Source organism: Streptomyces sp. NPDC051664 (assembly GCF_044453545.1).
Classification (GTDB): domain Bacteria; phylum Actinomycetota; class Actinomycetes; order Streptomycetales; family Streptomycetaceae; genus Streptomyces.
Genome location: NZ_JBITCU010000030.1, coordinates 47839 through 73981, shown reverse-complemented (window position 1 = coordinate 73981; position 26143 = coordinate 47839). Strand labels below are relative to the sequence as shown.

Below are 26143 nucleotides of genomic sequence, written 5' to 3'. Positions count from 1 at the left end.
TCCGCCGGCATCGAGGCGGACGAGCTGACCGTGCACACCCCCGACCTCGACGACGTGTTCTTCGCCCTGACCGGCGGCACCGACCCACAGCCCGGCCGGTCCAGCCTGCCCAGCCAGACCAAGGAGTCTGTCCGATGACCTCCCTGTCCCTCACCGTGCGCGACTCGTCGACGATGCTGCGCCGCAACCTCCTGCACGCGCGCCGCTACCCGTCCCTGACGCTGAACCTGCTGCTCACGCCGATCATGCTGCTGCTGCTCTTCGTCTACATCTTCGGCGATGTGATGAGCGCGGGCATCGGCGGCGCCGACCGCTCCGCGTACATCGCCTACCTCGTGCCGGGCCTCCTGCTGATGACCATCGGCAGTACCACGATCGGGACCGCGGTGTCCGTCTCCAACGACATGACCGAGGGCATCATCGCCCGCTTCCGCACGATGGCGATCCACCGCGGGTCGGTGATCATCGGGCACGTCATCGGCAGCGTGCTGCAGTCGGTCGTGAGCGTGGTCCTCGTCGGCGCTGTCGGCGTGGCCATCGGCTTCCGCTCCACGGACGCCACGGCCCTGGAGTGGCTCGCGGCATTCGGGCTGCTCGTGCTCTTCGCCCTGGCGCTCACCTGGATCGCGGTCGGGATGGGCATGGTCAGCCCGAACGCCGAGGCGGCCAGCAACAACGCGATGCCACTGATCTTCCTCCCGCTCATCTCCAGCGCCTTCGTCCCGGTCGACGCGATGCCGGGCTGGTTCCAGCCGATCGCCGAGTACCAGCCCTTCACCCCGGCCATCGAGACCCTGCGCGGACTGCTGCTCGGTAGCGAGATCGGCAACAATGGGTGGCTCGCGGTGGCCTGGTGCCTGGGTCTCGCGGTGCTCGGCTACTTCTGGTCGAAGGCGGTCTTCAACCGCGATTCGAAGTAGCCGCGACGACTGCGCGAACCGCCTCCCGCGGCTCGTCCTGCCCGAGGGAGCGGCGTACTCCGACACCGCGTCGGCGTACGCCGCTCCCTCGGCGAGGCTCGCCAAGTCGAGCCGCGCAGCGACCATTTGGACAGCCCCCGTTTCACACAAGGCGCCATTCAGATGCGGCCTCCGGTGAGGCGAGTCACCGGCCCCGATTTCCGCTTGGCCGTGTGGCGCCCCGCGGCGAAGGCGACGCCTACGACGGTGGCGCCGGCGCCCGCTACAACGGCGTTGCGATGCTTGACCGCGGTCCATATCGTGAGCGCCCCTGAGGTGACCTTGCCGCCGACGGATGCGGCGGCGCGCTTGCCGCTTTCCACCCCGGCGGTCGCGGCCCGGCTCACCTGCTGAGTGGCCGTTGAGATGGACCTCGTGCCGGCGGCGGTCGCCTCCTGAGCGTCGGCGGCTGACGACTTCGCGGCTTCGGCAGCGTGGATGCTGCCCTCTGTCGCACGCCCAGCGGCCGCGGTGGTCTTCTTGCCGGCTGCATGGGTCGTGCGACCCGCACCAGATCCAGTGGCAGATGACGCGGAGTTGGACTTGCTTGTTGCCTTCTCGGAATTCTTGGCCTCTTCAGTCATGGTTCTCGCGTTTCCTTTGGGTGCCTGCCCAAACGTTCTGATGCACCGGGTGCCGTTCATCGCAGGTCGGGACATGACCTTCTGTCGAGCTGCTCGGGCTCGGCTCCTTCACGGCAACTGCGGTGTACAGGAGCTTCGATGGCTGCCTTTCCGCCGCGGCAGGGACAGCGGCGCGTGGACGACGGCGCCGCAGGCGCAGGCACGCTCGTTGACCTCGGACTCGCCGAGAAACAGCTGTTACCGCGGTACGAGGGACTCTTGCACCTACCCCGCTTATCCCCTGTCACAGAGGCATCCGAGGCCAGAGCTACCGCGTCTCTACGGGCAGGTCTCCTCGAACTTGACTGCGGTGAACTCGACCGGCTGGCCGCGAAGGGCGACTCCGGGACTGGGGGACTGTGTGCAGACCTGCCAGTTGCTCTCCAGCAGCACCATACGGTCACCGGCCACATCGGTCACCGTGATTGAGGTACCCGAGTCGAGGGACCCACGGGCGGCCTTCAGGGACTTGCCGACCAGATTCGGCATCTTGCCGCCCTCAACCTTCGGCTCCTTCTGATCCTTCGAGGGGCAGGACTCTTCGAGTTTCACTGTGCCGAAGTCCAGCTCGGTGTCGACCGGGACGGTCTTCCCCGGCGCGTAGTCCTGCGAGCAAACCTTCCAGTTACGGTCGAACGCCTGCAGCCGATCCCGGCCTGCACTGTCGTGGGACCGCAGGCTGTAGAAGCCGTCAGCCTGCGCCTTGTCCTGAGCGGACTGCAGGCCCATGCCGACGAAATTCGCTACCGCCTTGCGCTCTGCAGGCTTGTCGTCCTCCGCCGACGGTGTCGTATCCGCCGCGGTGACAGAAGGAGTCGGAGCGGCGGGCTGCTGGCTTGTGATGGCCGGGTCACAGCCGACGAGGGTCACAGCGGCCAGACAGCCGAGTGCGGCAGTAAGTGTGCGGGTGTTCAAGTTGTCCCCCCAAGGCGCGGTTCGTGAAGGGATGACCGTATCCGGGCGGGATGTGACGAGGGAGCGGGATGTTCCGGTAGTGACGAAACTGTGACTAAATGGTGCGGGGCGGGTGGAGTAGTGCGGCGGGGTAGGGCGCCAACCGTCCGAGCCGCGTGCTCTGTTGAACGGTGCGGGGCCAGAAGAACGGAACCGCTCGTGCTCCAACGTTTTCTGGTCGGGTCTCTTCCGTAGTGGCTGATTCAGGTACATCGTTGATCGCGCGGGACCCCGAAGCCCCTGGGTCGAGGCCTCGTTTCCGGCCCCGCCGCGCGCTGCGTACTTGGCGGGACCCACCGCCCCTCCCGGCCTCCCCACGGGAGGGTCGGGGCATGCCCGGCGTCATGCCGCTTCGTGCCGGTGGACCGGGCCGCCGCGCTATTCGATCCGCCTCACCACAGCGAGCATCTCCTGCTCGGCGCCCCGATGGCCGCGGAGACCGCCCATGGGCCGCTGATCCCGCTCGTCGCGTCCGGTACCTGACGCATCACGCCAACGCCGGCCGACCCCAATGCTCAGGGCTGCAGTTGGCCCGGGCGAGTGCTCGAGGTGGCCCGCACGGAAGCGGGGAGGCTGGCGCGGAGCTGTCTTTCACACACCTGGTTGTTCATTCGAACATCCACATGGTAGAAAATGGTCATGGGTGTCGCCAATCGTTTGGACCTGACCCTGCGCTTGGTGCAGGGCTCCGACCGGGTTTCCGTGTCTGAGCTCTCCCAGCGCCTGGGTGTGTCGGAGATGACCGTGCGCAGGGACCTGGACGCGCTGGAAGGACAGGGCCTGGTGCGCCGCGTGCACGGCGGAGCCGTGGCGACGCGCTCACGGGCCGAGGACGCGGGATTCTCGGCGCGGGAGCCGTGGCAGGCCGCAACCAAGGACCGCCTGGGCGCTGCCGCGGCCGCGCTGGTGGAACCCGGGTCGCGGGTACTGCTGGACGCGGGGACCACGACGGTGCACGTTGCCGAGCATCTGACGGCCCGGGCCCCTCTGACGGTCGCTGTGCTGAGCCTTCAGGCCGCGGTGTGCCTGGCCGACCGGCCCGGGATCGAGCTCCTGGTCGTGGGCGGCCGCTCCCGTCCTGGCGAGCGTTCCTTCGTCGGTCCGCTGGCGCTGCGCACGCTGGAGTCCTTGGCCTTCGACTGCTTCGTGATGTCAATCGGGGGCGTGCACGCCGATCATGGCTGGTCGGAGTTCTCGCTGGACGATGCCGCCGTCAAACAGGCGGGACTCGCCCGGGCCGCCCGTACCGTCGCAGTGGCGGACGCGACCAAGCTCGGCGTGCGCGCGTTCAGCAGGGTCGCCCCCCTCGACGCCGTGCACCGCTTCGTCACCGACAGCGCCGCCGAAGACGGCCGCACGCACCCCGGCGGGCCGCAGACGCTGGACGCCCTGCGCGAGGCGGGCGTCGAGACCGTCCTGGCCTGAACCTAGTTCCCGCCCCCCGTACTGAGGAGTGTTTCATCGTGGCCACCGATCCACGCTCGCTGATGATCCTCGTCGCCGGTCCCTACCGATCGGGCACCGGCGACGACCCGCACAAGCTCGAAGCCAACGTCCGGGCGATGAATCAGGCTGCTCTCGTCCTCTTCCGTGCCGGGCACCTGCCCGTCACCGGCGAGGCTCTCGCCCTGCCGCTCTTGGAGACGGCGGGTAGCACCCAGCCTGGCGACCCGCTTTTCCACGAGATATTCCACCCCGTCGCCGAGCAACTGCTCACCCGCTGCGACGCCGTTCTGCGGATCGGCGGCCCCTCCGAGGGAGCGGACCAGATGGTCGCCCAGGCCCGCGCCCAGGGCAAGCACGTCTACACCGGCCTCGCCGACGTGCCGGCCGCCCGATGACCGCAGGCCTCGACACCCCCGACCGTCGCGGACGCACCGGCCTGGACCAGCACGGCCGCGACCTGGACGGCAACCCGCACGTGCGGATCCGTGAAGTGGAGGTGCTCTCCTGTGACTGGTACGTCCTGCGCAAGACCACCTTTGACTACCAGCACAGTGACGGACACATCAGTCGCGAGCAGCGCGAGACCTACGACCGCGGCGATGGGGCGACCATCCTGCTCCACAACACCGACCACCGCACCGTGCTGCTCACCCGCCAGTTCCGCCTCCCCGCCTACGTCAACGGTCACCCCGACGGCATGCTCCTGGAAACCGCCGCCGGACTCCTCGACGGCGACAGTCCGCACGAAGCGATCCGCCGTGAAGCAGCCGAAGAGACCGGACACGTCATCGGCACTCCCGAGCACGTCTTCGACGTCTACATGAGCCCCGGCTCCGTAACTGAGCGCCTGCACTTCTACGCCGCCCACTACGATCCGGCGGACAACCCCACCGGGAGGACCGGAATCGCGGCCGAGGGCGAAGACATCACCACCGTCGAACTCCCCTTCGCCGACGCACTCGACATGGTGCGCAACGGCACGATCGCCGACGCCAAAACCATCATGCTGCTCCAATGGGCAGCCCTCGACGGCCCGTTCCGACAGGCCGGCCCGGTCGCCCATCGGAGCTGAGACAGGCTCAGCAGCCGGCCGGTCGACGCGGGTTTCCGGCCAACGGAATCAGGTCTGGCCCCGGCGATGCGTATGCGGCAGGATCCCGAGCTCATGACCTCACGGCAGTCCCGTCCCGCACACCTCGCCAACCTCGACCTCAACCTGCTGGTCACGCTCCGCGCGCTGCTGCGCGAGCGGAACGTGACCCGTGCCGCCCGCAACCTCGGCGTCACCCAGCCGGCCGTCAGCGCCTCGCTGTCCCGGCTGCGCCGGCACTTCGCGGACGAGTTGCTCGTCAGGGTCCAGGGCACCTACGTCCTGACGCCGCTCGCCGCGCAGCTTGCCGGACAGGTCGAGACGGTGTGTGCTGCAGCGGAGCGGCTCTTCGCGACGGGCAGGGCGTTCGACCCGGCCACCACACAGCGGGAGTTCACGCTGCTGATGGCCGACTACCCGGCCACCGTTCTCGGCCCCGCGCTCTCGCGGTTGTTCGACAGTGACGCACCGCACGCGGCGCTTCATCTCCAGCTCGTCCGGGAGACTCTGGGCAGCGGTGCGGGCGACACGATCCGGCTCGTCGACGGTCTGGTGTCCCCGTCTCTCGGTCACTTTGGCACCCCGGGCGTCGGGTCGGTTCCGCTCTTCCGCGACCGGTGGGTCTGCCTGGTGTCCGCCGGTCATCCGCTGTGTGAGGCCGGGGCATTCGGCATCGAGGACCTGGCACGGTTGCCGTGGGTGGTGCCCTACCACCGGGACGACGGCTACCCCTCGGCCGCTCCGGCGACCCGGCAGCTGACCACACTGGGCATCCGGCCGCGGATCGCCGTACGCGTGGAGAGCTACCGGGCCGTACCCGACTTCATCGCCGGCACGCGGAGGGTGGCGCTCATCCCGGAGCGGCTCACCGCGCGGCTGCCGTCGGCTCACGGGCTGCGCACGCTCAACTGTCCGGTACCGCTCGACTCGCTCGAGGAGCACCTGTGGTGGGACGCGAGCCATGACGAGGACCCCGCGCACAGCTGGCTGCGTGAACTGGTGGCCCGTGCAGCGGACAGCCTCGGACCATAAACGCCATTGATGCCACCCAGCCGAACGCTCTATTGACCTGGGCATTCCCTCCGCGGAACAGGGCTTCCTAGTGTGCCGGGCAAGCAGTGAGCCGACTGCGGCACAGCACCTTCGCACAGGAGATCTCCATGCCCCATGCCCTGACCGAGCTGAAAGTCCATACCGTCACCAAGCCGACCGGCACAGCGAGCCATCAACTCGAGGCCGATGTCTGCGTGGTGGGGGCGGGCGTCTCCGGAATCTCCGCCGCGATCGAGAGCGCACAGCTCGGGCGGGACGTCGTCCTCGTCGACAGTCTGCCCGTGCTCGGCGGGCAGATGGTGAACTCGCTGATCGGGCTGTTCTGCGGGGTGTACGGAAATGGCCCCGACTACCGGCAGCTCACCCATGGCATCTTCGACAGGATCTTCGCCGACCTGGAGGCTTCCGGCGATCTGCACGTCAACCGCGGCCACACCATCACCGTCACCTATGACGAGGTGGCGCTGGGCCGGTGGGTGGAGCGGCGGATCCGGGAACTGGGCATCCGTGTCGTCCTCGGGGCCTCGATCACCGGAGTGGAGCGGGACGGCCGGCGCATCGCGGCGGTGTCCTTCGCCACCCGGCACGGAACCGTACGGGCCACCGCGCCCGGCTTCGTCGACGCCACCGGCGACGCGGCGCTTGCCTGGGAGGCGGGGCTGGCCTGCCGCGTACCGGAACGAACCATCTACGGATCGCAGCAGATCGTCCTGGAGCACCTGCACGAGGAGCACCAGCCGGGCCGTGAGGAACTTGCCCAGCACGTCCACGCCAAGGCGTCCGAGTGGGGACTGGTCCGCCGCGACGGGCTCGCCTTCTTCTTCCCCGGCCGGAACACCGCCGTCCTCAACATGACCCACATACCGGCCCCGCTCGACCCGGTCGAGGCGTCGGCCGCCCAGCTCGACGGCCGTGAACAGGCCGACCGGGTGGTCGAGTTCCTGCGTGCGGAATTCCCGAAGGCCTTCGGCGAGGCGAAAGTCCGCTCGTACGGACTCCCGGGAAGGCGGCAGACCCGCTGGATCAAGGGCAGCCACCAGCTGTCGCTCGACGAGGTGAGGGCCGGAACCCGCTTCGAGGACGCGGTTGCCCGCACCGCCTGGCCCATCGAGCTGCACGACCGTGCGGACGGGTACGTCTGGGAGACCTTCGACGCCGACCACGTCCACTACGTACCGCTGCGCTCCCTGCTCTCCCCGGACTGCGACAACCTCGTAGCTGCCGGACGCTGCGCCGACGGCGATGCCGCGGCCCTCTCCAGCGTCCGCGTCATGGGCCCCTGCGCGGCCATGGGGGCGGGCGCCGCCCACGCCCTGGACCTCGCCGGACGCGATGGCAGCGTGCACGGGATCGACCTCGCAGCTCTCCGCGTCCGCCTCGCCGCAAACGTCGACGACTGAGGAGCCGATTCATGACCGCACTCCGCAGCAACTACACCCCCGGAACCTCCCCGTGGGCCGTCCGGCGCGCCCAGTGGCGAGCCCTCGGCCTCACCGACGAGGACATGGCCAAGCCGAAGATCGCCATCGTCAACTCCTCGTCCCAGCTCGCCACCTGCTACAGCCACCTCGACGACATCGCGAGGGCCGCCAAGGAGGCGATCGCCGAGTCCGGCGGCATCGGCTTCGAAATCCGCACCGTCGCCCCGAGCGACTTCATCCACAGCGCGGGCGGCCGCGGCGGCTACATACTCTCCGCTCGCGACCTGATCACCCATGACATCGAGGCCGCCGTCGAAGGCGCCCAGCTCGACGGCATGCTCACTCTCGCCTCCTGCGACAAGACCGCCCCGGGGCAGCTGATGGCGGCAGCGCGGCTCGATCTGCCGACCGTCGTCGTCGGCTGCGGCTATCAGGCCTGCGGCATGTTCGCCGGGCGCCACTGCGACATCGAGGACGTCTTCCTCGCCGCAGGCCATCACGCACAGGGCCGCATCAGCCTGGACGAACTGACCGGTATGAGCGAGAACGCCGTTGCGGGACCGGGTGTCTGCGCCGGCATGGGCACCGCCAACTCCATGCACATCGCCTGCGAGGCGCTCGGCATGGCGCTGCCCGGCTCCACACCCGTGCTCGCCAACAGCCCCAGGATGTGGGCCGATGTGCGGGCGGCGGGGCGCCGGATCGTCGACCTCGTACGAGAGGACCTGCGGCCTCGCACCCTGCTCACCCGCGAGGCCTTCGAGAACGCGGTGACGGTCATGCTCGCCGTCAGCGCGTCCATCAACTCCGTCAAGCACCTGCAGGCGATCGCCGAGGAGGCGCGCACCGGCATCGACGTGTACGGGATGTACGAGCGGCTCGCCGACCAGGTGCCGCTGCTGACCGCCGTACGGCCGAACGGACCGTACTCCATCGACGAGTTCGAGGCGGCCGGCGGAGCGTCGGGGGTGCTGTGGCAGCTGCGCGAGCTGCTGCATACCGGGGCCCTGACCATCACCGGCCGCACTCTCGGTGAGGAGCTCACTGAACGGCAGCCCACGGACCCCGAGGTGATCCGGCCGCCGGAGCGGGCGCTCGGCCGCAGACCCACGATCGTCCTGGTCCGCGGCTCGCTCGCGCCGGCGACCGGAATCGTCAAGCTGGCGGTCGACGAGGAGCGCCCGCCGTCGTTCACCGGACCGGCCAAGGTGTACGACAGTCCGCAGGACGCGCTTGACGGGTTGCGTGCCGGAGATGTGCTGCCGGGGCAGGTGCTGGTGCTGCGCGGTCTCGGGCCCAAGGGCACTCCCGGCATGGGCATGGCGTCGCGGCCCGTCTTCGCGCTCGACGGGGCCGGGCTGACCGGCAAGGTCGCCGTCGTCACCGACGGACAACTCTCCGGTCTGGTCAACAAGGGCATCGTCGTCGGCGAGGTCTCCCCGGAGGCCGCCGACGGCGGGCCGCTTGCCCTGGTCCGGGACGGCGACACGATCTCCATCGACCTCACGACCCGGAGCGCCGACCTCCTCGTACCGGACGAGGAACTGGCCACCCGCACCCCCTGGACCCCGTACGCGGAGGCCGAGCGCGGATGGCTGTCCGTCTACCTGCGGACGGTCCGCCCGCTCCAGGAAGGCGCGGTACTCACCCCGCGTACGCCCAGGGAAGGAACCACGAGCGCATGAAGCTCAACGACACCGACAAGGCCATGCTCGACGGCGCCGAAGGACCCGCAGTCGCGGCAGCCATGGACCTCCTCGTCCGCTACGGGCAGGCGCTGGATGCCGAGGAGCTGTGCGACGTGCGGAACGTCGCGGGGACGATGACCCAGCCCTCGCCCGCCAAAACAGAGCTCGTACGGGAAGGCGGCTGGCACAAGGCCTACGCCGTGCTCAACCTCGACAGCGACGGCGACTTCACCATCCCCGACATGAAGGTGCCCACCTGCCAGCTCCAGCAGAGCTTCGGCCCCGACGCCGAGGGCGTCGCCCCCTACCCGAAGGAGCTCGTCGCGTTGCAGTCCGACGCCGAGGCGTTCTACAGCCGCAAGGGCGTCAACATCCTCGCCACCTGCACGCCGTACCAAGTGGGCAACATCCCCGTGCGCGGTGAACATCTGGCCTGGATGGAGTCCTCGGCGGTCGTCTACGCCAACTCGGTGGTGGGCGCCCGCACCAACTGCGAGGGCACGGCCTCCACCGGAGCGGCCTCGCTCACCGGCCGCATCCCCTGCTGGGGCAACCACCGCACCGAGAACCGGATCGGCACCCACCACGTCGACGTCCGCACACCGGTGGCGGGGGCGCTCGACTGGGGCATGCTCGGCTACTTCGCGGGCGGCCTCGTCCAGGAGGAACGCCCGGTCGTCACCGGCGCGCTGGCTCAGCCCGACCTGCTGGACCTCAAGCACTTCGGGGCGGCCGCCGCATCCTCCGGCGGGGTCGAGATCTACCACCTTCCCGGCATCACCCCGGAAGCCCCGAGTCTCGAGGCAGCCTTCGGCGGCCGGCGGATCCCCGAGGCCGTCCCGTACGGGGAACGCGAACGCCGTGCCGTCTATGAGGACCTCAACTCACAGGGCACAAGCCGGGACGTGGACTTCGTCCTCCTCGGCTGCCCCCACGCCTCGCTCGACCAGGTCCGCGACACCGCGCGGCTGCTGGAGGGGCGCCGGCTCAACTCCGGCACCCAGTTGTGGCTGATGGTGCCGCGAGCGCTGCGCACGACCGCGGACCGCAACGGCTGGACGCAGACCATCGAGCGCGCCGGCGGCCGCGTGCTCACCGACTCCTGCCCCGCCATGTCCCGCTCCGCGCCACCCGGCACGAAGGTCTTCGCCACCGACTCGGCGAAGCAGGCCCACTATCTGCCCGCGATCCTCGGCATCGAGGCCTGGTTCGGCACGCTCGCCGACTGCATCGACGCCGCTGTCACCGGCATCTGGAAAGGAGACCTGCGATGAGCGACGCCGTGGTCCTGCGGGGGCGGACCGTCGTCCCCGGCCTCGTGGAGGGCGAGGCACTCGTATCGTCCGAGACGGTCTCCGGATGGGGCGGCATCGACCCGGCCCGCGGCGTCGTCATCGAACGCCGCCACCCGCTCTACGGCCAGTCCTTCGCCGGGAAGATCCTGGTGTTCCCGGGCGCCAAGGGTTCCTCCGGCTGGGCGGGCTTCTTCCAGGCGACCCGGCTCGCCGGCACCGCCCCCCTCGGCATGATCTTCGTGACGACGACCACCAAGGCCGCCCTCGGCGCGGTCGTCACCCGCGTACCCACCGTGACCGGCCTGGACCAGGACCCGCTGACCGTCATCCGCACAGGCGACCGGGTCCGCATCGACGCCGACCAAGGCACCGTCACCGTGCACCCCGCACCGATCCCGCACACCACCACGCACCCCTCAGCGACGAGGAGCTGTCCATGAGAGCCGCACCACCCGTTGTGGAACTGGCCCCGATCGTCGAGCGGCAGCGCGCGAGCCGCTCATGGCTGCTGATGTATGCCGTCTGCTGTTTGATCACGTTCCTCGACGGCTTCGACTTCCAGATCCTGTCGTTCGCCGCCACCTACATCCGGAAGGATTTCGCGCTCACCGAGACCCAGCTCGGCACCCTCGGTACGGTCGGCCTTTTCGGCACCATGATCGGTGCTTTGATCATGGGTTATCTGGCCGACCGGATCGGCCGCCGTCCCATCATCGCCGTGTCGGTCGTCGGCTTCGGCCTCTTCATGCTCGGCTTCGCCTATGCGGACACCTACGGACACCTGGTCGCCCTGCGGTTCGTCTCCGGGCTCTTCCTCGGCGGTGTGCTCCCACTGACCTGGGCCCTGGCGGCCGAGTACGCGCCGAAGCGGTTCCGGGTGACCGCTGTGTCGATCATCATGGCCGGCTACACCCTTGGCGGCGCCGCGGGCGGCCCCGTCTCCAACTGGCTGGTTCCCGAACACGGCTGGCGCTCGGTGTTCGTCGTCGGCGGTGTCTGCTCCCTGCTCACCGTCTTTGCGATGCTGGCGCTGTTGCCCGAGTCGGTGAAGTTCCTGGCGCTGAAAGCCCGCCCCGGCAGCGATGAACGCATCGCCCGCATCCTGGCCCGCCTGCAGCCGGACCTGGACATCGAGTCCGGGACCCGCTTCACCACCGGCGACCCACAACAGGCCGATCACGGCAAGCGGTTCACCCCCGCCCAGCTCTTCCGCGGCCACCTCATGGGCATCACACCACTGCTGTGGCTGGTCTACCTGCTCTCCTCGGCGCTGATCTACTTCATGGTCTTCTGGACCCCGATGATCAACGAGCGGATGGGCTTCAGCGTGAGCGCCGCCGCCACCATCGCCGCGTGCGCGAGCGTCGCGGGCGCCGTCGGGCAACTGTTCATCAGCCGGTTCGTCGACCGCAAGGGCGCGGGCACCATCTTGTGGATGCCGCTCGCAGCCGTCGTCTGCATGCTGGTTCTGGGCACCGGTGTGCTCGGTCCGGCCGTCTACGTCGCCTTCGTCATCGGCGCCAAGATGTTCATCAACAGCGGCCATGGTGGCATCACCAGCATCGCCGGCACCTTCTACCCCACGGCGATCCGAGCCAACGGTGCCGCCTGGGCGTCCTCCGTCGCCAAGGTCGGTGCCATGGCCGGACCCTGGCTCGGCGGCGTCATCCTCGACGCCGGTCTCGGGGCACGCGGGGCGTTCACCGTGTTCTCGGTCTGTCCGGCGGTGATGGTGCTCGTGCTGTTCGCGCTCGGCCGGGTCCAGCGCAGGCTGCCGGCCGAGGCCGAGGGCGCACTGTCCGCGGAGCTGCCCGCGACCGGCGTGACGACGGCAAGGCCGGCGGTCCAGACCTGACCGCAAGTCCGTTCTCCCTGGCCGAGGTCGGGCGCCGACAGCGCCATGGGCTGCGCTCCCGACCGGCCCGGTGGGGTCCGACCCGCTGATCGGCGGCCTGCCGATCGCGGGGGCAGACGGACGTCATCGCGGCCGCGAAGGCCCCGAACCACCAGGCGCCGGACTTCCGTTCAACGGAAGGCGCCCTGTTCGCAGGCGCGTGCCTGCAGCACTCTGGGAAGCGCTCCGCCCCGGCCCGCAGGCAGCAGGGCAACGGTATCCAAATCCCGCAATCCGTCTACGCGTTCGGGCCCGCCCGAACGCAGGGGAGATGACGATGACGACGACGTCATTCGCGCGCAACCAGTGGTACGTGGCCGCCTACGGCAGCGAGATCGGGCGGGAGCTGTTCACCCGCACCATCTGTGGCGAGTCGATCCTTTTCTGGCGCACCGAGGCGGGCGAGGTCACCGCCATGGCGGATCGCTGCGTGCACCGCCGTTTCCCGCTCTCCGAGAAGCCGAGCCGACTGGACGGCGACACGGTCGTCTGCGGCTACCACGGCTTCACCTACGGTGTGGACGGTGTCTGCGTGAGCGTGCCCGGACAGAAGCGCGTGCCGCGCACCGCCCGGCTCACCTCCTACCCCGTCACGGAGCAGGACTCCTTCGTGTGGGTGTGGATCGGCGACCACGACCAGGCCGACAAGGCCCTGATCCCGCGTGCCCCCTGGCTGGACTCGCCCGACTACACCACCGTCTGCGGCATGGAGCCGCTCGCGGCCCGCTACGGTCTTCTCGTCGACAACCTGCTCGACCTGTCGCACGAGACATACCTGCACGGCGGCTACATCGGCACGCCCGAGGTCGCCGAGACCCCGATCACCACCGAGGTCGACGACAAGGCGGGCGTCGTCCACGTCAGTCGGCACATGGACGACGCGGCCTGCCCGCCGTTCTACTCCGAGTCCACCGGCATCACAGGCCGCATCACGCGATGGCAGGACATCGAATACCACGCTCCCTGCCTCTACCTTCTGCACTCCCGCATCGCCCCGGTCGGAACGCCGGGCCCGTACGTCGACGGCAGCGATCTGGACGCCTTCCACGTCGAGGTCGTCTACGCCATCACCCCCGAGACCGAGCACAGCACCCACGACTTCTGGGCCGTGGCACGCGACTTCGCCCTGCAGGACCAGAAGGTCTCCGACTTCCTGCGGGAGAACAACCGCACCGTCGTCCTCCAGGACGTCGTCGCACTCGACAAACTGGAGCGGGTCATCGCCTCCGAGCCGGCCGGGACGCAGGAGCTCAGCATCAACATCGACACCGGTGGCCTGGCCGCCCGGCGCATCCTCAAGCGGATGGTCGAGGCCGGCACCGCCGGCTCCAGGGTGGGCGTCCGATGAGCACGCAGCCCACGACGATGCTCGACGGGGAGACGGTCTACCGGATCGTGTGGGTCCCCGGCACGGACCGGCTGCGCGGCTGGTGCTGGTGCGGTGAGGACCGGGAGTCCGAGGACCCGGTGGAGTTGTGGGAGTGGCTGCTCGCCCACCCCGACGGGCACCCGGGCCAGGGGGCCGCCCCGCCCCCAGACGTAACTCCCCACCCCCGCCGACTCGTCGGTGCCTGACCTCGCGTACTCAAGGATCCTCTGATGACCAGAAACACCACCGCGCCCGAGGCCGAACTCGAACTCGTCGTGGCCCGCCGTACCGACGAGGCGGACGGCGTCGTCTCGCTCGACCTGCGGCGGCCCGACGGCGCCTCCCTGCCCGCCTGGGCGCCCGGCGCGCACATCGACCTCCTGCCGGCACCGGACCTTGTACGGCAGTACTCGCTGTGTTCCTCGCCGGAAGAAGCCGAGGTGTGGCGCGTCGCCGTCCTCCTGGAGAAGGACGGCCGCGGCGGTTCACTCCACGTGCACGACACGCTGGCCGAAGGCGACGCGGTCCGGGTGCGCGGTCCGCGCAACCACTTCCCCCTGGAGCGCGCCGAACGGTACCTCTTCATCGCGGGCGGGATCGGCGTCACACCGATCATCCCGATGCTGGCTGAGGCCGAACGGCTCGGATCCGCATGGGAGATGGTGTACGGAGGGCGGACCCTCGCGTCGATGGCCTTCCGAGACGAACTCGTCAAGCGGTACGACGGGCGGGTGCGGGTCCGTCCCGAGGACGAGTACGGCCTCCTCGACCTCGACGCGCTCCTGGAAACCCCGCAGCCGGGCACGCTCATCTACTGCTGCGGCCCGGAGCCGCTGCTCAAGGCCGTAGAGGAGCGGTGCGCCGATTGGCCCGACGGCGCCCTGCACCTCGAACGGTTCACGCCCAAGGAGCTTGAGGCGCCCCTGCGGGACGGGGCGTTCGATGTCGAACTGGCGCAGTCCGGGATCACGGTGACCGTTCCGCCGGACAAGTCCGTGCTCCAGGCGGTCGAGGAGGCGGGTGTGGAGGTCCTCTCCTCCTGTCAGGAGGGCACCTGCGGCACCTGCGAAACCGCCGTGCTGGACGGCACGGTCGACCACCGCGACTCGCTCCTCACCCCCGCCGAGCAAAGCAGTCATGACACGATGATGATCTGCATTTCCCGGGCGCTGTGCCCGAGGCTCGTCCTGGATCTGTGACGGCTGCAGGGATCGGCGGCCGCAGTGCATGCCGGCGCCCGCACGCCGGTGACAGTCCGGAGCGGCCCGAAGCCTCCGGTTCCCGCAGGGCACGCCACGGCGAATCGTTGACAGAGTGTTGACGGCCGGGAAATGTCTGCCTAGCTTCTCGGTGAAGTGCCCGGGTCCACGGTGGAGCGGAGGGCGTACGGTGAGGAGGCCGGCATGCAGCGCAAAGCCTCGACCGGCAGCTGTTCGGTGACAGCCAGGGCTCTGCAGGTGCTGGAAGCCTTCGCTCCGGATCGGCCCGTGCTGCGGCTCGCCGAGATCTCCCGCCACACCGGCCTTCCCCTCACCACCGCCCACCGGCTGGTGAAGGAACTGGCCGACTGGGGCGCGCTCGAACGCGATCCGGGCGGCGGATATCGCATCGGGTTGAGGCTGTGGGAGATTGCCTCTCTCGCCCCGCGCGGCCTCGGCCTGCGCGAGGCGGCCCTGCCGCACCTCTCCGACCTCGGCCACATCACCCGCGAGAACGTGCAGCTCGCCGTCCGCGAGGAGCTGTCCGTCGTGTATGTGGAGCGCCTCGCGGGCCGCGACGCGGTCCGGGTCCTCACCCGCGTCGGCGGGCGATTCGACCTCGCGCCCACCGGCGTCGGCCTCGTCCTCCTCGCTCACGCCGGCCAGGATGTCCAGGAACAGGTGCTCTCCCGACCGCTTGTCCGGCACACGGAGAAGACCCTCTGCGCCCCGGCCGAGGTCCGCCGCGCCCTCGCCGAGGTGCGCCGTACCGGAGTCGCCGTCAGCGACCGGCAGGTGACGATGGACGCCGTGTCGGTAGCCGCCCCCGTGTACGGGCCGGAGAACACCGTCGTCGCCGCGGTATCGGTGGTCGCCCACGCGGACGCCGTGAACCCGCACGCCCTCGCCCCTCTGGTACAGGTCGCGGCGCGCGGCATCTCCCGCTCCCTCGGCGCACGGCTCAGATCCTCGGTCGCCTGACGGAGCCGGCTGAACGGTAGTTGTCGACTGATCGCCCTGTGAGACTGGGAGGCGTCGAACTGCCTTCCTCCTTTCGAAGGAGCAGTCCCATGAGCCCCACGTCCGAAACGGCCGTCACCGAACTGGACCGTCCCTACCCGCTCCAGCGGCGCGCCGTCGACGACTTCGCGCGCGACGGCTTCGTCCAACTGCCGGCGGTCCTGACGGCGGACATGGTTGCCACGTACGAGCCGGCGGTCACCAGCGAAGTCATCCGGCTGAACAGTCAGCACCGTCCGCTGGCGGAGCGCGACACCTATGGCAAGGCGTTCCTGCAGGTGGGCAATTTGTGGGAACACAGCGCGCAGGTGAGGGAACTCGTCTTCTCCCGACGGCTCGCCTCCATCGCCGCCGGCCTGCTCGGTGTGGAGTCGGTACGCCTGTACCACGACCAGGCGCTGTACAAGGAGCCGAGCGGCGGGATCACGCCCTGGCACGCGGACCAGTACTACTGGCCGCTGTCGACGGACCGGGTGGGCACGCTGTGGCTGCCGCTGCAGGAGACCCCGATGGAGATGGGGCCGCTGGCCTTCGCGCGGGGCAGCCATACCTTCTCGCTCGGCCGCGACCTGCCGATCAGCGACGAGTCGGAGGCCTGCATCGCGCAGGCACTGGCCGAGCAGGACTTCGAGGACGTTGTGGAGCCGTTCGCACTGGGCGACGCCAGCTTCCATCGTGGGTGGACCTTCCACCACGCCGGGCCCAACAGAGGCTCCGTGCCGCGCCGCGTCATGACGGTGATCTACATGGACGCGGACATCAGGGTCGCCGATCCTGTCAACGACCACCAGGTGGCGGACCGCGGGTGGATGCCGGGTGCGGAGGTCGGCGCCATTCCCGACACCCCGCGCAACCCGGTCCTCTTCGACCGCCGTTCGCAGTAGGGGGTCGCGCAGGGTCGCCGGGGAGGCAGGCCATGGCCACCCTCAAAACCTGGCGCCTCCTACGCAAACTCCGCTGCAGCACCACCTTCACCGGCATCGGCCAAGTCGTCCTGGCCCTCCGTCTCGCCACGTCCGCCTGAGAGGACAGGGCTCAGTGCGGCTGCAGCTGCTCAAAGATGTGCTCTTGCCACGCCGGGTCCACTGCGCGCTCACCCATAGCCTTCCGCAGTAGGGGAAGATCGGCGCCGTGCAGCCGCATATGCTCCATCAACGGCTCATACCGATCGGGTCGGTCCCGGACAAGCTCAGTGACCAACCGCAGCTCGAGGCCGACCGCGGGAACGAGGTGCCTGCCCACCCCGACGCCGACGAAGTGCTCCCAGGGGCCACGCCCCACGCATTCGAGCGTGTCGGTGTCGGCCGATCTCTCGACGGTGCTGATCTCCACCTCGATGCCCGCAACCTCGAACCGTGCAAAGTACTGCCGAGCGTCAGGAAGCCAGACCGGCGAATCCCGACACGGGAATCCAGACAAAGCAGCCGCAGCCCTGTCGACATCGCCGCGCCGGATCATCAGGATGTCCACATCGTTGGCAGGAAGCTGGACGCCCTGCGCCAGAGCCGCGCCGGTGCCGACCAACCGATAATCAAGCCCCAGGGCGTCCGGATCGACCTGATCAAGGAGCAGTGAGAGGACGTTCTGTAGCTCCGCCGGGCCTGTCAGCGTTCTCGCCTTGCCATTGTGATCCATGGCTCGATCTTGCCCTTGAGGTCTGACAGATCGGGATTGCAGCTGATCCGGGATGGGGTCTCCCCTGCTCGAACGGAGTTGAGAGCTTGGGGAAGGACGGTACCGCCCCCACACGAACGGAGTGATCGTGCGGGCATCGGAACGTCCAGGCCCTACCGGGCACCCGGGGGCGTGAGGGAACCCGCCCACCCACAACGGACCGGCCCCCTGAAGGGCCAGCGCCGAACGGGAAGCGAAAGCGTGGGACCAGCGCATCCAAAACCGTTCGGGATGCGCCCAGCACGCAGCAGTGGGTCCAAGACTCACTTACGGACACTTGTCAGGAACGGTACGCGTGCCCGTGGCGAGGCCGTCCGCGTACCGCTGCAGGATGCCGTGCGGGTCGTCGCCCGCGGCTCCGGCGAGGCGGAAGGCGGCGAGCAGGAAGGTGCGGGCATAGCCTTCGAGTCCGTCGGAGCGCGCCCCCGACCAACTGTGCCTGCCGGGCAGCAGGATGAGCCCGCGGCCCGGCGACGCGCGGCGGCCGACCGCGTCGAGCAGACCGTCCGCCGTGGCCTCCCGCTGGGCGCGGGACCAGCCGTACGGACTCGCCGCGCGGTCCTCGGGCGGGTGCGGCCAGGGGACGGGGCGGGCTTGCACCGGGGGCGCCTCGGGCGCGCTGAGAGGGGGAGGGGCGGCCGCCGCCGGACCGATCGGTGCGGCGGCGGTGCACGGGCACAGGTCAGACCACGGTCAGCGGGCAGCAGTCCCGCGTCGTCGAACTCGTGCCCGTGTAGACGTCGGTGCGGCCGCGTTCGATGGTGAACGTCCCCGCCGGGTCGTTGGTCCAGAACCCGAGGTCCTGCGCACCGAGACGGAAGGACACGGTGGTGCTCCGGCCCGGCTCGAGGGTGACCCGCTCGAAGCCACGCAGTCGGCGCACCGGCTGGGCGATGCTGGCCGCCACATCGTGGACGTAGAGCTGGACGACCTCGTCGCCCGCCCGCTCGCCGGTGTTGGTGACCGTCAGCGACACCTCGACCGTCTCGCCTCGCTCCAGGGCTTCCCTTGCGATGCTCTCCTGGCTCAACTGCGGTTGTGAGACGGCGAAGGTCGTATAACTGAGGCCGTATCCGAAGGGGAAGCGCGGTCCGTCGGCCAGGTCCAGGTACTTCGAGACGAACTTCGCCTCCGGGTGTGCCGGGTTGTACGGGCGGCCCGTGCTCTCGTGGTTGTAGTAGAGAGGGATCTGACCCACGGCCCGCGGAAAGGTGACGGGCAGCTTGCCCCCCGGGTCGACCGCGCCGAAGAGCACATCCGCCACCGCGTGACCGGCCTCGATGCCGGGGTGCCAGGCCTCCAGTACCGCGGGCGCGGAGTTCACCCAGTCGCCCAGAACCAGCGGCCTGCCGTTGACCAGTACCACCACGAAGGGCTTGCCGGTCGCGGCGACGGCCGCGATGAGTTCCTCCTGGCCCGCGGGCAGACCGATGTCGCTGCGTACGGCCGCCTCACCGCTGAGCTCGGGGTCCTCGCCGACCACCACGACGGTGACCTCGGCGGCCGCGGCAGCGGCAACTGCCTGGGTCAGGTCCTGACCGGCGTGCGTGACCTCCGCGCCGGGAACCGCCTCGCGCACGGCGTCCAGGATGCTGACGGAGGGGAACCTGGACGCACCGGGTCCCGCCCAAGTGCCGTGCAGGCCGGTGGAGTCGGCGAAGGGACCGACGACCGCGATCGAGCCGGCGGCCGGGCTCAGCGGGAGGACGGAACCCTCGTTCCTGAGCAGGACCATCGACCGGGCGGCGCTCGCACGGGACGCGGCCCGCGCGGCGGCGGTGGGTTCGGCGACAGCCGCCGACTCGTCGGAGTACGGGTCGTCGAACAGTCCCAGGTCGAATTTCAGCTGCAGGATCCGCGTGACCGCATCGTCGAGGCGCTCCATCGTGATCAGGCCCTCGGAGAGAAGTGCCTCGCCGTGGTCGGCGACGTTCGTGGAGACCATCTCCATGTCGAGGCCGGAGGTGAGCGCGAGCCTGCCCGCCTCGGCGCCGTCCTCGGCGAAGCCGTGCGCGATCAGCTCCTCGACGCCCGTGTAGTCACTGACCACGAAGCCCTTGAAGCCCCACTCCTCCTTGAGGACGGAGTTCATCGTGTGCGCGTTGCCGTGCGCGGGTACTCCGCCGATCGTGTTGAACGCGGCCATGACGGTGGCCACCCCGGCGTCGACTGCCGCCTTGAAGGGCGGCAGGTAGAGGTTGCGCAGTCGCTGCTCGGAGACGTCGACCGTGTTGTAGTCGCGGCCGCCCTCGGCACCGCCGTAGGCGACGAAGTGCTTGGCGCAGGCCGCGATCCGGTCCATGCGCGACAGTTCGCTGCCGTCGGCCGGGCCCTGGTAACCCTGCACCTTGGCCACCGCGAAGGCGGCACTGAGATAGGGGTCTTCGCCGCAGCTCTCCGCGATCCGGCCCCAGCGCGGCTCGTGGGTGACGTCCATCATGGGGGAGAAGGTCCAGCGCACACCCTCGGATCGGGCCTCCTTCGCCGACACCTCGGCGTCCCGCCGCGCCACCTCCGGGTCGAAGCTGGACGCCTGGGCCAGCGGGATCGGGAAGGCGGTCCAGAAGCCGTGGATGACGTCCAGGCCGAAGAGCAGCGGGATGCCGAGCCGGGACTCCTCGACAGCGATGCGTTGGAGGGAGTTGCTGCTGCGGGCACCGTGGATGTTGAGCACCGAGCCGAGCAGTCCCGCACGGGCCGCGGCCTCCGTCTGCTCGGTCTGACCGCCGCCCGGGCCGGTGTCGCCGGTCCAGGTCAACTGCTGGATCTGCCCCAGCTTCTCCTGGACCGTCATCCGGCCGAGCAGGTCCTTCACCTTGTCTTCGTACGCTCGAAGCACGTCGTGACCTCTTTACCTGTTGCCGTATCGCTACCCGTGAAGTTAACGTTTTGCGCGGCATGAATGAAAGCGCATTCATCAACTGCGGACAAGCCCCTGAGCAGAGCCGATTCGCGGATACCGAGGGAATTGCCGGACTCCACCCCGAAGTCGCTTTCGGAGGCGAACGCATGACGGACGACGATCCGCCCTGGCTGCGGGTCATGAGTTTCAATCTGCATGTCGACTGGCCCGCATCGCCCCGCCCCTGGCGCGAACGGCGGGACGTGGTGGCTCACCTGCTGCGTATGGAGCGGCCCCATCTGATCGGCACTCAGGAGGGGCTCCACGGACCCCTGCGGGATCTCGAGGCCGACCTGGGGCCGGAGCGCTACGGCTGGATCGGCCAGGGCAGGGAGGGCGGCAGTCGCGGAGAGTTCATGGCCATCGGCTACGACCGCACACGGCTCCGGCCACTGGAGTACGACCACTTCTGGCTCTCCGGCACCCCGCAGGAGCCCGGCTCCAATACCTGGGGCGGCGGCTGGACCCGGATGGTCACATGGGTGCGCTTCCATGACCTGTCGGGCGGCGGCGAGCTCTTCGCCGCCAACACCCACTTCGACGACGCGAGCGCATCCGCTCGGGAGCGGTCCGCCGAGCTCCTTGCCGAGCGGCTCAACACGCTCGCGCCCGACGTTCCGCGCATCGTCACCGGTGACTTCAACACCCCCGCGGGCGACAGCACCGTCCACGCGGCGCTTCTGACCCGGGCGGATCTCGTGGACACCTGGGAAGCCGCCGAGGAACGCGGCCCGGCCCACGGCACCTTCCACGACTACCGGCCGCCGGTCCCCGGCGGCGACCGCATCGACTGGATCCTCGCGTCCCGGGGCACCCGCGTGCGCCGGGCGATGCTCAACGACTTCGCGCCGAACGGCCGTTACCCCAGCGACCATCTGCCCGTACAGGCAATCCTGCGCACCGCACGCTGATCCCCACCCCGCCCGTCACCCCGACCCGCGAAGGACCCCACCGTCATGATGTCCCCCCGCCCCGCCACCGAATGGCTCGCCGACGCCGTCCTGTACCAGATCTATCCGCAGAGCTTCGCCGACTCCAACGGCGACGGCATCGGAGACTTCGCCGGAATCGAGGCCAGGCTGGACCATCTCGCCTGGCTGGGCGTGAACACCGTCTGGTTCAACCCGTGCTTCGACTCGCCGTTCCTCGACGCGGGCTACGACGTCAGCGACTACCTCACCGTCGCGCCGCGCTACGGCACCAACGACGACCTCGCCCGGCTCACCGATGCCGCGGCGCGCCGCGGCATCCGCGTGCTGCTCGACCTGGTCGCAGGCCACACCTCGGACCAGCACCCCTGGTTCACCGCTTCGGCCGACGACCCGTCCGACGACCGCTACGTCTGGGCCGACCCGACGGACCCTGCCGCACTGCCGGAAGGATTCGTGGCCTCGCCGGGTACCCGGCCAGGCTTCTACCTGCCGAACTTCTTCGATTCCCAGCCCGCCCTCAACTTCGGCTACGCCCGCATGAACGAGGCGGAACCCTGGCGTCTGCCCGTCGACGCCGAGGGACCGCGCGCCAACCGCCAGGCCCTGCGCGAGATCATGGACCACTGGCTGACCATCGGCCTGTCCGGATTCCGCGTCGACATGGCGGCCTCTCTCGTCAAGGACGACCCCGGCCAGGCGCAGTCCGCCGCGGTCTGGCGGGAACTTCGCAGCTGGCTGGATGCCAAGCACCCGCAGGCGGCGCTGCTCTCCGAATGGGGGGATCCCGCAACGTCCGTCCCGGCCGGCTTCCACGCAGACTTCTTCCTGCAGTTCGGCCCCAAGGACGACGGGCTCGCGCTGCGCTCCCTGTGGAACAACTTCGAGGGCACCGTCAGCGACCAATGGGAGCCGCAGGCGCCCTACTTCGACGCCGAGGGCAAGGGCTCCCCGCGCACCTTCCTCGCCGACTGGCGCGACGCGACAGACGCCGTCGGTGACGCCGGCTTCATCTCCCTGCCCACAGCCAACCACGACTTCTCCCGCCTGGCCTGCGGTCCGCGCACCGCCGAACAGCTGCCCGCCGCCTTCGTCTTCCAGCTCACCTGGCCCACGCTGCCCGCGATCTACTACGGCGACGAGATCGGCATGCGCTACGTGCCCGGCCTCCCCGGGCACGAGGGCAGCCGGCTGGGCCCCCGCTACAACCGCGCCGGCTCCCGCACCCCCATGCAGTGGGACGACTCGCCGAACGCGGGCTTCTCCACCGCCCCGGCCGACTGCCTCTACCTCCCCGTCGACCCGGACCCGGGCCGTCCGACGGTCGCCGCGCAGCGCGCCGACAACGGCTCACTCCTGCACCTGGTGCGCCGCCTGATCGCACTGCGCAAGGACATCCGGGAGCTGGGCGCCGCAGGCAGCACAGAGATCCTGCACGCCGACTACCCGCTGGTGTACATCCGCGGCGGCCGTTACCTCGTGGTGATCAACCCGCGCCGCGACGCCGCCGAGACTGCCGCCCCCGTGGGCAGGGCCGCCCCTCTGGAGGCCAACGGCGTCACTGTGACCGGCGACCGGATCAGGGCCGAAGGCTTCGGATACGGCATATTCGAGCTCTGAACGCGGCTCCTCACACAGGGCATCCTCGAAACCCCTGACCGAGGCTCCTCGCACGACGACGGGCCTCTCCGCACCCGGCGGAGGGGCCCGTCGTGGGGGCAGGCCTCAGCCCTTGCGGACGGTGAACTCCGCGCGCCGCACGCGCAGCACCGTGCGCCCGCCCTCGTACGAGGACGCAGCGCCCTCGCAGTGCGCCCGGCCCTCGACGGCCACCACCGCCTCGTCGCCGAGCCTGCGGAAGGAGACCCGGCCGTCCCCGACGACGCCGGTGATCTCGGCGGTCGCGTAGGCGATCCTCAGTCCGCCCGTGGTGAGCCCCAGGGGCAGCATCGCCGAACTGCGTCCGGCGATGTGCAGGCGCTCGCCGCCGAACAGGCTCTTGCCCTTCTCCGCCACGGTGAAGGACTCGTCGTAACCCGAGGAGACGTTGAAGGCGTGCAGCAGGCGGCCGCCGTCATCGTCCTTCGTCGTGAGCAGGAAGACGCCGGGGTCGGTGGAGGTGTGGGTGAGCGAGGGCGATGCGCCAAGAGCACGGAAGGCGCCCAGCCAGAAGTCGAGGTCACAGCGGTAGTGCGTGGCGACGACCACGGCCCGGCCCTTGCCCACGGGTATGTCGAAGCCGCAGCCCTTGCCCGTGGAGACTTCGCGCAGCAGGGTCGTGCCCCGGCTCGCCGTGCACAACTGGGCTTTGGCGACACGGATTTCAGCGATGGACTTCGCCCAGGCATGTACCGACACGGACAGGAAGAAGGTGCCCGAATCGGTCAGTGTCCTCTCCGGCTTCAGACCCAGGGCGTCCTGGAGCACGGTGCAGGACGTGCCCGCCATGTCCTTGCCCGGCACCATCCCCGAGAGCAGCAACTTGCCGCCCGCCTCGAGATAGCGCAGCAGGCGCTCCTGGAGTCCGGCCGTCAGGTACTCGCCGGTGGCGAGAGCGAGGACCGGCACCTTCGCCGGATCCACGTCCCCGGCCTGGAGGTTGACGCTGCGGTACCGGAAGCCGCCCAACAGCATGCCGCGGGACAGGGCTCCGCGCGGGCCGAAGCCGCGGGTGCCCTGCACGTCGGCGAGCACCGCGGCGACCGCGTCGCTCTTCGGCGGGTGGTACTCGGTGAGGTAGTGGTCGGGCACGAAGGCCAGCGCCACGTCGTCGTACTCCGCCTTCATCGGCGCCAGGGCCGCGGCGAGGCCGTTCACCGCGCGCGCCGTGCGCTTCGTCGGCTCGAAACTGACTCCCCGCCTGCCCTCGGGATCGACCGGGGCGGCGAAGCCATGCCGCTCGCCGGTGATGCCGATACGGTCGTTGCCGTCGCCCACCGGCTCGTCGAGCTTGGGGTTGAAGCCTCCGGCGAACAGGTAGTAGTTGATCATTTTGACACCCTGGGCGAGGCAGAGGCGGGTCTTGAGCCAGGTGCTCTCGGCATCCGTCTGGTCGGACATGTCATTGCCGTAGTCTGCGTGTCCGGCGTCGAACTCCAAAGTGGTCAGCGGCTGGTCACTGTCGCCGACCGCGTCCATGAGGACATTGATCAGATAGAGGTCGGTGACGTTGCTGACGGTGAGATCGCCGAGGTAGAAGTCGGAGCCGGCGAGGATGCCGGGCTTTCCGGCGTACGTCTCCATCAGCTGGCTGACCCCGATGGGGAAGTTCTCGGCGTTGCCGCCCCCGGTCCCGTGGATATTGATGAGGAAGGGGACGCCGCGCACGCCGCCCGCCTCGGCGTACGCCCTGAGCCGGGTGACGTAGCGGGCGAACCGGCCACGCATGAAGGTGCCCAGGTCGTGCATGAGCGCGGGCGCGTAGCCGTCCTCGGGGGTTCGGATGGCCGCGTTGCGCTCACCGGTGGGACGACCCGCGAAGGGATAGCGGTCGCCGAGCCGTTCGCCGTAGGTCGTGTCCAGCCAGCGGTTGAAGTCCGCCAGCAAGTGGTCCGTGAGGTCGGGGGAGTTGCTGACCCAGGCCAGCATGCCGATCTCGTTGTCCAGCTGGCAGGCGATGACACCGGGCCTGCCCTCGCGGTGCAGCCGCTCGGCGATGACCGGCATCACGGCTGCGTACCAGTGCTCCACCTCCTTCAGAAAGGCGGGCGCCAGGTAGTCGACGGTCGGAGTGGTCGCCTTCGCGTTGTTCCAGCCGGTCGGGTTGATCTCCGGATGCTCCTTGCGCACCCGGGCCGGTACGCCCTCGCCCTTGAGCTCGCCCATGGTGAACGGTCCCGGCCTGGCGATGACATGGAAGCCGTTGGTCATGCAGAGGTCAAGGAAGGCGCCCAGGTCGCGCTCAGGCCGAGTCCTGCCGGTGACATCGATGCTGCCGTCGGTGGTCTCGTGCCACATCCAGGGGATGTACGTGGCAATGGTGTTGAGCCCCGCTTCCTTGGCCCGGTCAAGGCGGGACTGCCAGTCGGTGCGCTTCAGGCGGAAGTAGTGGATCTCACCGGCCAGTACGACTGAGGGCGCGCCGTCGATGAAGAGTTGCTTGTCCTGGTACGTGACCGAGGCCGCGGCGTTCTTCTTCGCGCCCGCGCCCCCGGCGGGGATGCCGGAAGAGGCTGCCGCGGCCGGGGTCGCGGGCTCGACGCCTGCCGCCAGCGCGCTGCCGGCCGTCCCCAGCGCAGCGAGGACCGTTCTGCGGCGTGCCGTGGTGGGTGCTGCGTGGTTCTCGTCCGGCACAGGGGACAACGCGTGGGGCATTGTGACTCCAAGAGGTGAAGTGGTCTGGATGCTGTGAGCGGTCGACCGATCGCCTGATCGAGTGGTGGCATCGCGAAGTGGACGTGCAGGGTTCCGTGGCAGAGTGCCGCGGCCCTCTCGTCGAGCGGCCGTGCCCGTCAACGCGCGCAGCGGAAGCCCGTGTTGCCACTCGTGCTGTCGGGCGTGTTACCCATCCGGGCGGAGGTGCGGTAGCGGAAGCAGTACGAGTCGTGGCACAGGTGGGAGCCCCCGCGGAGCACACGGGCCTGACCGACGGGGGACTGTGGGTGCCGTGCGGGGCCGGCCGTCGTCA

Annotated in this window: 22 protein-coding genes and 4 pseudogenes; 19 read left to right on the top strand and 7 right to left on the bottom strand. The window is 69.6% G+C overall.

From position 1 onward, the window contains the following. Positions 1 to 138: pseudogene (locus tag ACIA8E_RS34150) on the top strand (ABC transporter); the annotation flags it as partial. Beyond that, the gene (locus ACIA8E_RS34145) at positions 135 to 920 is read left to right on the top strand and encodes an ABC transporter permease (protein WP_399304067.1); all 786 of its coding nucleotides are present in this window, start codon (positions 135 to 137) and stop codon (positions 918 to 920) included. The pseudogene ACIA8E_RS34150 and the gene ACIA8E_RS34145, both read left to right, overlap by 4 nt. A 158-nt stretch (positions 921 to 1078) precedes the next feature. Here ACIA8E_RS34145 and ACIA8E_RS34140 read toward each other — a convergent pair whose 3' ends face one another. Together ACIA8E_RS34140 and ACIA8E_RS34135 are read right to left on the bottom strand one after the other, a co-directional pair. After that, positions 1079 to 1543 (bottom strand): hypothetical protein, encoded by a 465-nt coding sequence (locus ACIA8E_RS34140; RefSeq protein WP_399304065.1) that lies wholly within the window; start codon positions 1541 to 1543, stop codon positions 1079 to 1081. Between the two features lie 318 nt (positions 1544 to 1861). Next, on the bottom strand, positions 1862 to 2497 hold the full coding sequence (locus ACIA8E_RS34135; RefSeq protein WP_399304063.1) for a hypothetical protein: 636 nt from the start codon (positions 2495 to 2497) through the stop codon (positions 1862 to 1864). A 678-nt stretch (positions 2498 to 3175) separates the two neighbouring features. Between ACIA8E_RS34135 and ACIA8E_RS34130 the strand changes: the two genes are divergently transcribed. The 15 genes and pseudogenes from ACIA8E_RS34130 to ACIA8E_RS34060 form a co-directional block, all read left to right on the top strand. Next, a complete protein-coding gene (locus ACIA8E_RS34130) occupies positions 3176 to 3961 on the top strand; it encodes a DeoR/GlpR family DNA-binding transcription regulator (RefSeq protein WP_399304061.1) in 786 nt (261 codons plus the stop codon). 62 nt (positions 3962 to 4023) lie between these two features. Then, a complete protein-coding gene (locus ACIA8E_RS34125) occupies positions 4024 to 4377 on the top strand; it encodes a DUF4406 domain-containing protein (RefSeq protein WP_399304071.1) in 354 nt (117 codons plus the stop codon). Then, positions 4374 to 5054, top strand: coding sequence for an NUDIX domain-containing protein (locus ACIA8E_RS34120; protein WP_399304059.1), 681 nt, complete (start codon positions 4374 to 4376; stop codon positions 5052 to 5054). The genes ACIA8E_RS34125 and ACIA8E_RS34120 overlap by 4 nt, the downstream gene beginning before the upstream one ends. Before the next feature lie 93 nt (positions 5055 to 5147). Continuing rightward, a complete protein-coding gene (locus ACIA8E_RS34115) occupies positions 5148 to 6104 on the top strand; it encodes a LysR family transcriptional regulator (RefSeq protein WP_399304057.1) in 957 nt (318 codons plus the stop codon). Positions 6105 to 6232: 128 nt separating this feature from the next. Further along, on the top strand, positions 6233 to 7525 hold the full coding sequence (locus ACIA8E_RS34110) for an FAD-dependent oxidoreductase (protein WP_399304055.1): 1293 nt from the start codon (positions 6233 to 6235) through the stop codon (positions 7523 to 7525). An 11-nt stretch (positions 7526 to 7536) separates the two neighbouring features. Then, a complete protein-coding gene (locus ACIA8E_RS34105) occupies positions 7537 to 9231 on the top strand; it encodes a dihydroxy-acid dehydratase (protein ID WP_399304053.1) in 1695 nt (564 codons plus the stop codon). After that, on the top strand, positions 9228 to 10508 hold the full coding sequence (locus ACIA8E_RS34100; protein WP_399304051.1) for an aconitase X: 1281 nt from the start codon (positions 9228 to 9230) through the stop codon (positions 10506 to 10508). Before ACIA8E_RS34105 ends, ACIA8E_RS34100 begins: the two co-directional genes overlap by 4 nt. Continuing rightward, complete coding sequence (locus ACIA8E_RS34095; RefSeq protein ID WP_399304049.1) at positions 10505 to 10969, top strand: aconitase X swivel domain-containing protein; 465 nt, start codon at positions 10505 to 10507, stop codon at positions 10967 to 10969. The genes ACIA8E_RS34100 and ACIA8E_RS34095 overlap by 4 nt, the downstream gene beginning before the upstream one ends. Further along, a complete protein-coding gene (locus tag ACIA8E_RS34090) occupies positions 10966 to 12384 on the top strand; it encodes an MFS transporter (protein ID WP_399304047.1) in 1419 nt (472 codons plus the stop codon). Before ACIA8E_RS34095 ends, ACIA8E_RS34090 begins: the two co-directional genes overlap by 4 nt. Before the next feature lie 316 nt (positions 12385 to 12700). Beyond that, positions 12701 to 13771, top strand: coding sequence for a Rieske 2Fe-2S domain-containing protein (locus ACIA8E_RS34085; RefSeq protein WP_399304045.1), 1071 nt, complete (start codon positions 12701 to 12703; stop codon positions 13769 to 13771). Beyond that, positions 13768 to 13998, top strand: a complete 231-nt coding sequence (locus tag ACIA8E_RS34080) for a hypothetical protein (protein ID WP_399304043.1) — start codon at positions 13768 to 13770, stop codon at positions 13996 to 13998. The genes ACIA8E_RS34085 and ACIA8E_RS34080 overlap by 4 nt, the downstream gene beginning before the upstream one ends. Before the next feature lie 24 nt (positions 13999 to 14022). Continuing rightward, positions 14023 to 14991, top strand: a complete 969-nt coding sequence (locus ACIA8E_RS34075) for a PDR/VanB family oxidoreductase (RefSeq protein ID WP_399304041.1) — start codon at positions 14023 to 14025, stop codon at positions 14989 to 14991. Between the two features lie 204 nt (positions 14992 to 15195). Beyond that, positions 15196 to 15972 carry an IclR family transcriptional regulator gene (locus ACIA8E_RS34070; protein WP_399304039.1) on the top strand — a complete coding sequence of 259 codons (777 nt, stop codon included), beginning with the start codon at positions 15196 to 15198 and terminating at the stop codon, positions 15970 to 15972. A gap of 89 nt (positions 15973 to 16061) precedes the next feature. Beyond that, positions 16062 to 16895 (top strand): phytanoyl-CoA dioxygenase family protein, encoded by an 834-nt coding sequence (locus tag ACIA8E_RS34065; RefSeq protein WP_399304037.1) that lies wholly within the window; start codon positions 16062 to 16064, stop codon positions 16893 to 16895. A gap of 26 nt (positions 16896 to 16921) precedes the next feature. Then, positions 16922 to 17035: pseudogene (locus ACIA8E_RS34060) on the top strand (IS5/IS1182 family transposase); the annotation flags it as partial. Between the two features lie 11 nt (positions 17036 to 17046). Here ACIA8E_RS34060 and ACIA8E_RS34055 read toward each other — a convergent pair. The 3 genes and pseudogenes from ACIA8E_RS34055 to ACIA8E_RS34045 all read right to left on the bottom strand — a co-directional run bounded on the left by ACIA8E_RS34055 (position 17047) and on the right by ACIA8E_RS34045 (position 20479). Continuing rightward, the gene (locus ACIA8E_RS34055) at positions 17047 to 17646 is read right to left on the bottom strand and encodes a hypothetical protein (RefSeq protein WP_399304035.1); all 600 of its coding nucleotides are present in this window, start codon (positions 17644 to 17646) and stop codon (positions 17047 to 17049) included. A gap of 327 nt (positions 17647 to 17973) precedes the next feature. Continuing rightward, positions 17974 to 18285 (bottom strand): annotated as a pseudogene (locus tag ACIA8E_RS34050) (DUF2264 domain-containing protein); the annotation flags it as partial. Between the two features lie 82 nt (positions 18286 to 18367). Further along, on the bottom strand, positions 18368 to 20479 hold the full coding sequence (locus ACIA8E_RS34045) for a glycoside hydrolase family 3 N-terminal domain-containing protein (RefSeq protein WP_399304069.1): 2112 nt from the start codon (positions 20477 to 20479) through the stop codon (positions 18368 to 18370). Positions 20480 to 20694: 215 nt separating this feature from the next. Between ACIA8E_RS34045 and ACIA8E_RS34040 the strand changes: the two genes are divergently transcribed. Together ACIA8E_RS34040 and ACIA8E_RS34035 are read left to right on the top strand one after the other, a co-directional pair. Then, entirely contained in the window at positions 20695 to 21498 is an 804-nt protein-coding gene (locus tag ACIA8E_RS34040; RefSeq protein ID WP_399304033.1) for an endonuclease/exonuclease/phosphatase family protein, read from the top strand. Between the two features lie 45 nt (positions 21499 to 21543). Continuing rightward, complete coding sequence (locus tag ACIA8E_RS34035; protein WP_399304031.1) at positions 21544 to 23136, top strand: alpha-amylase family glycosyl hydrolase; 1593 nt, start codon at positions 21544 to 21546, stop codon at positions 23134 to 23136. A 105-nt stretch (positions 23137 to 23241) separates the two neighbouring features. Here ACIA8E_RS34035 and ACIA8E_RS34030 read toward each other — a convergent pair whose 3' ends face one another. Then, entirely contained in the window at positions 23242 to 25830 is a 2589-nt protein-coding gene (locus ACIA8E_RS34030) for a beta-galactosidase (protein WP_399304029.1), read from the bottom strand. A 137-nt stretch (positions 25831 to 25967) separates the two neighbouring features. Next, positions 25968 to 26105, bottom strand: a pseudogene (locus ACIA8E_RS34025) (SUMF1/EgtB/PvdO family nonheme iron enzyme); the annotation flags it as partial. Positions 26106 to 26143: the final 38 nt, after the last annotated feature.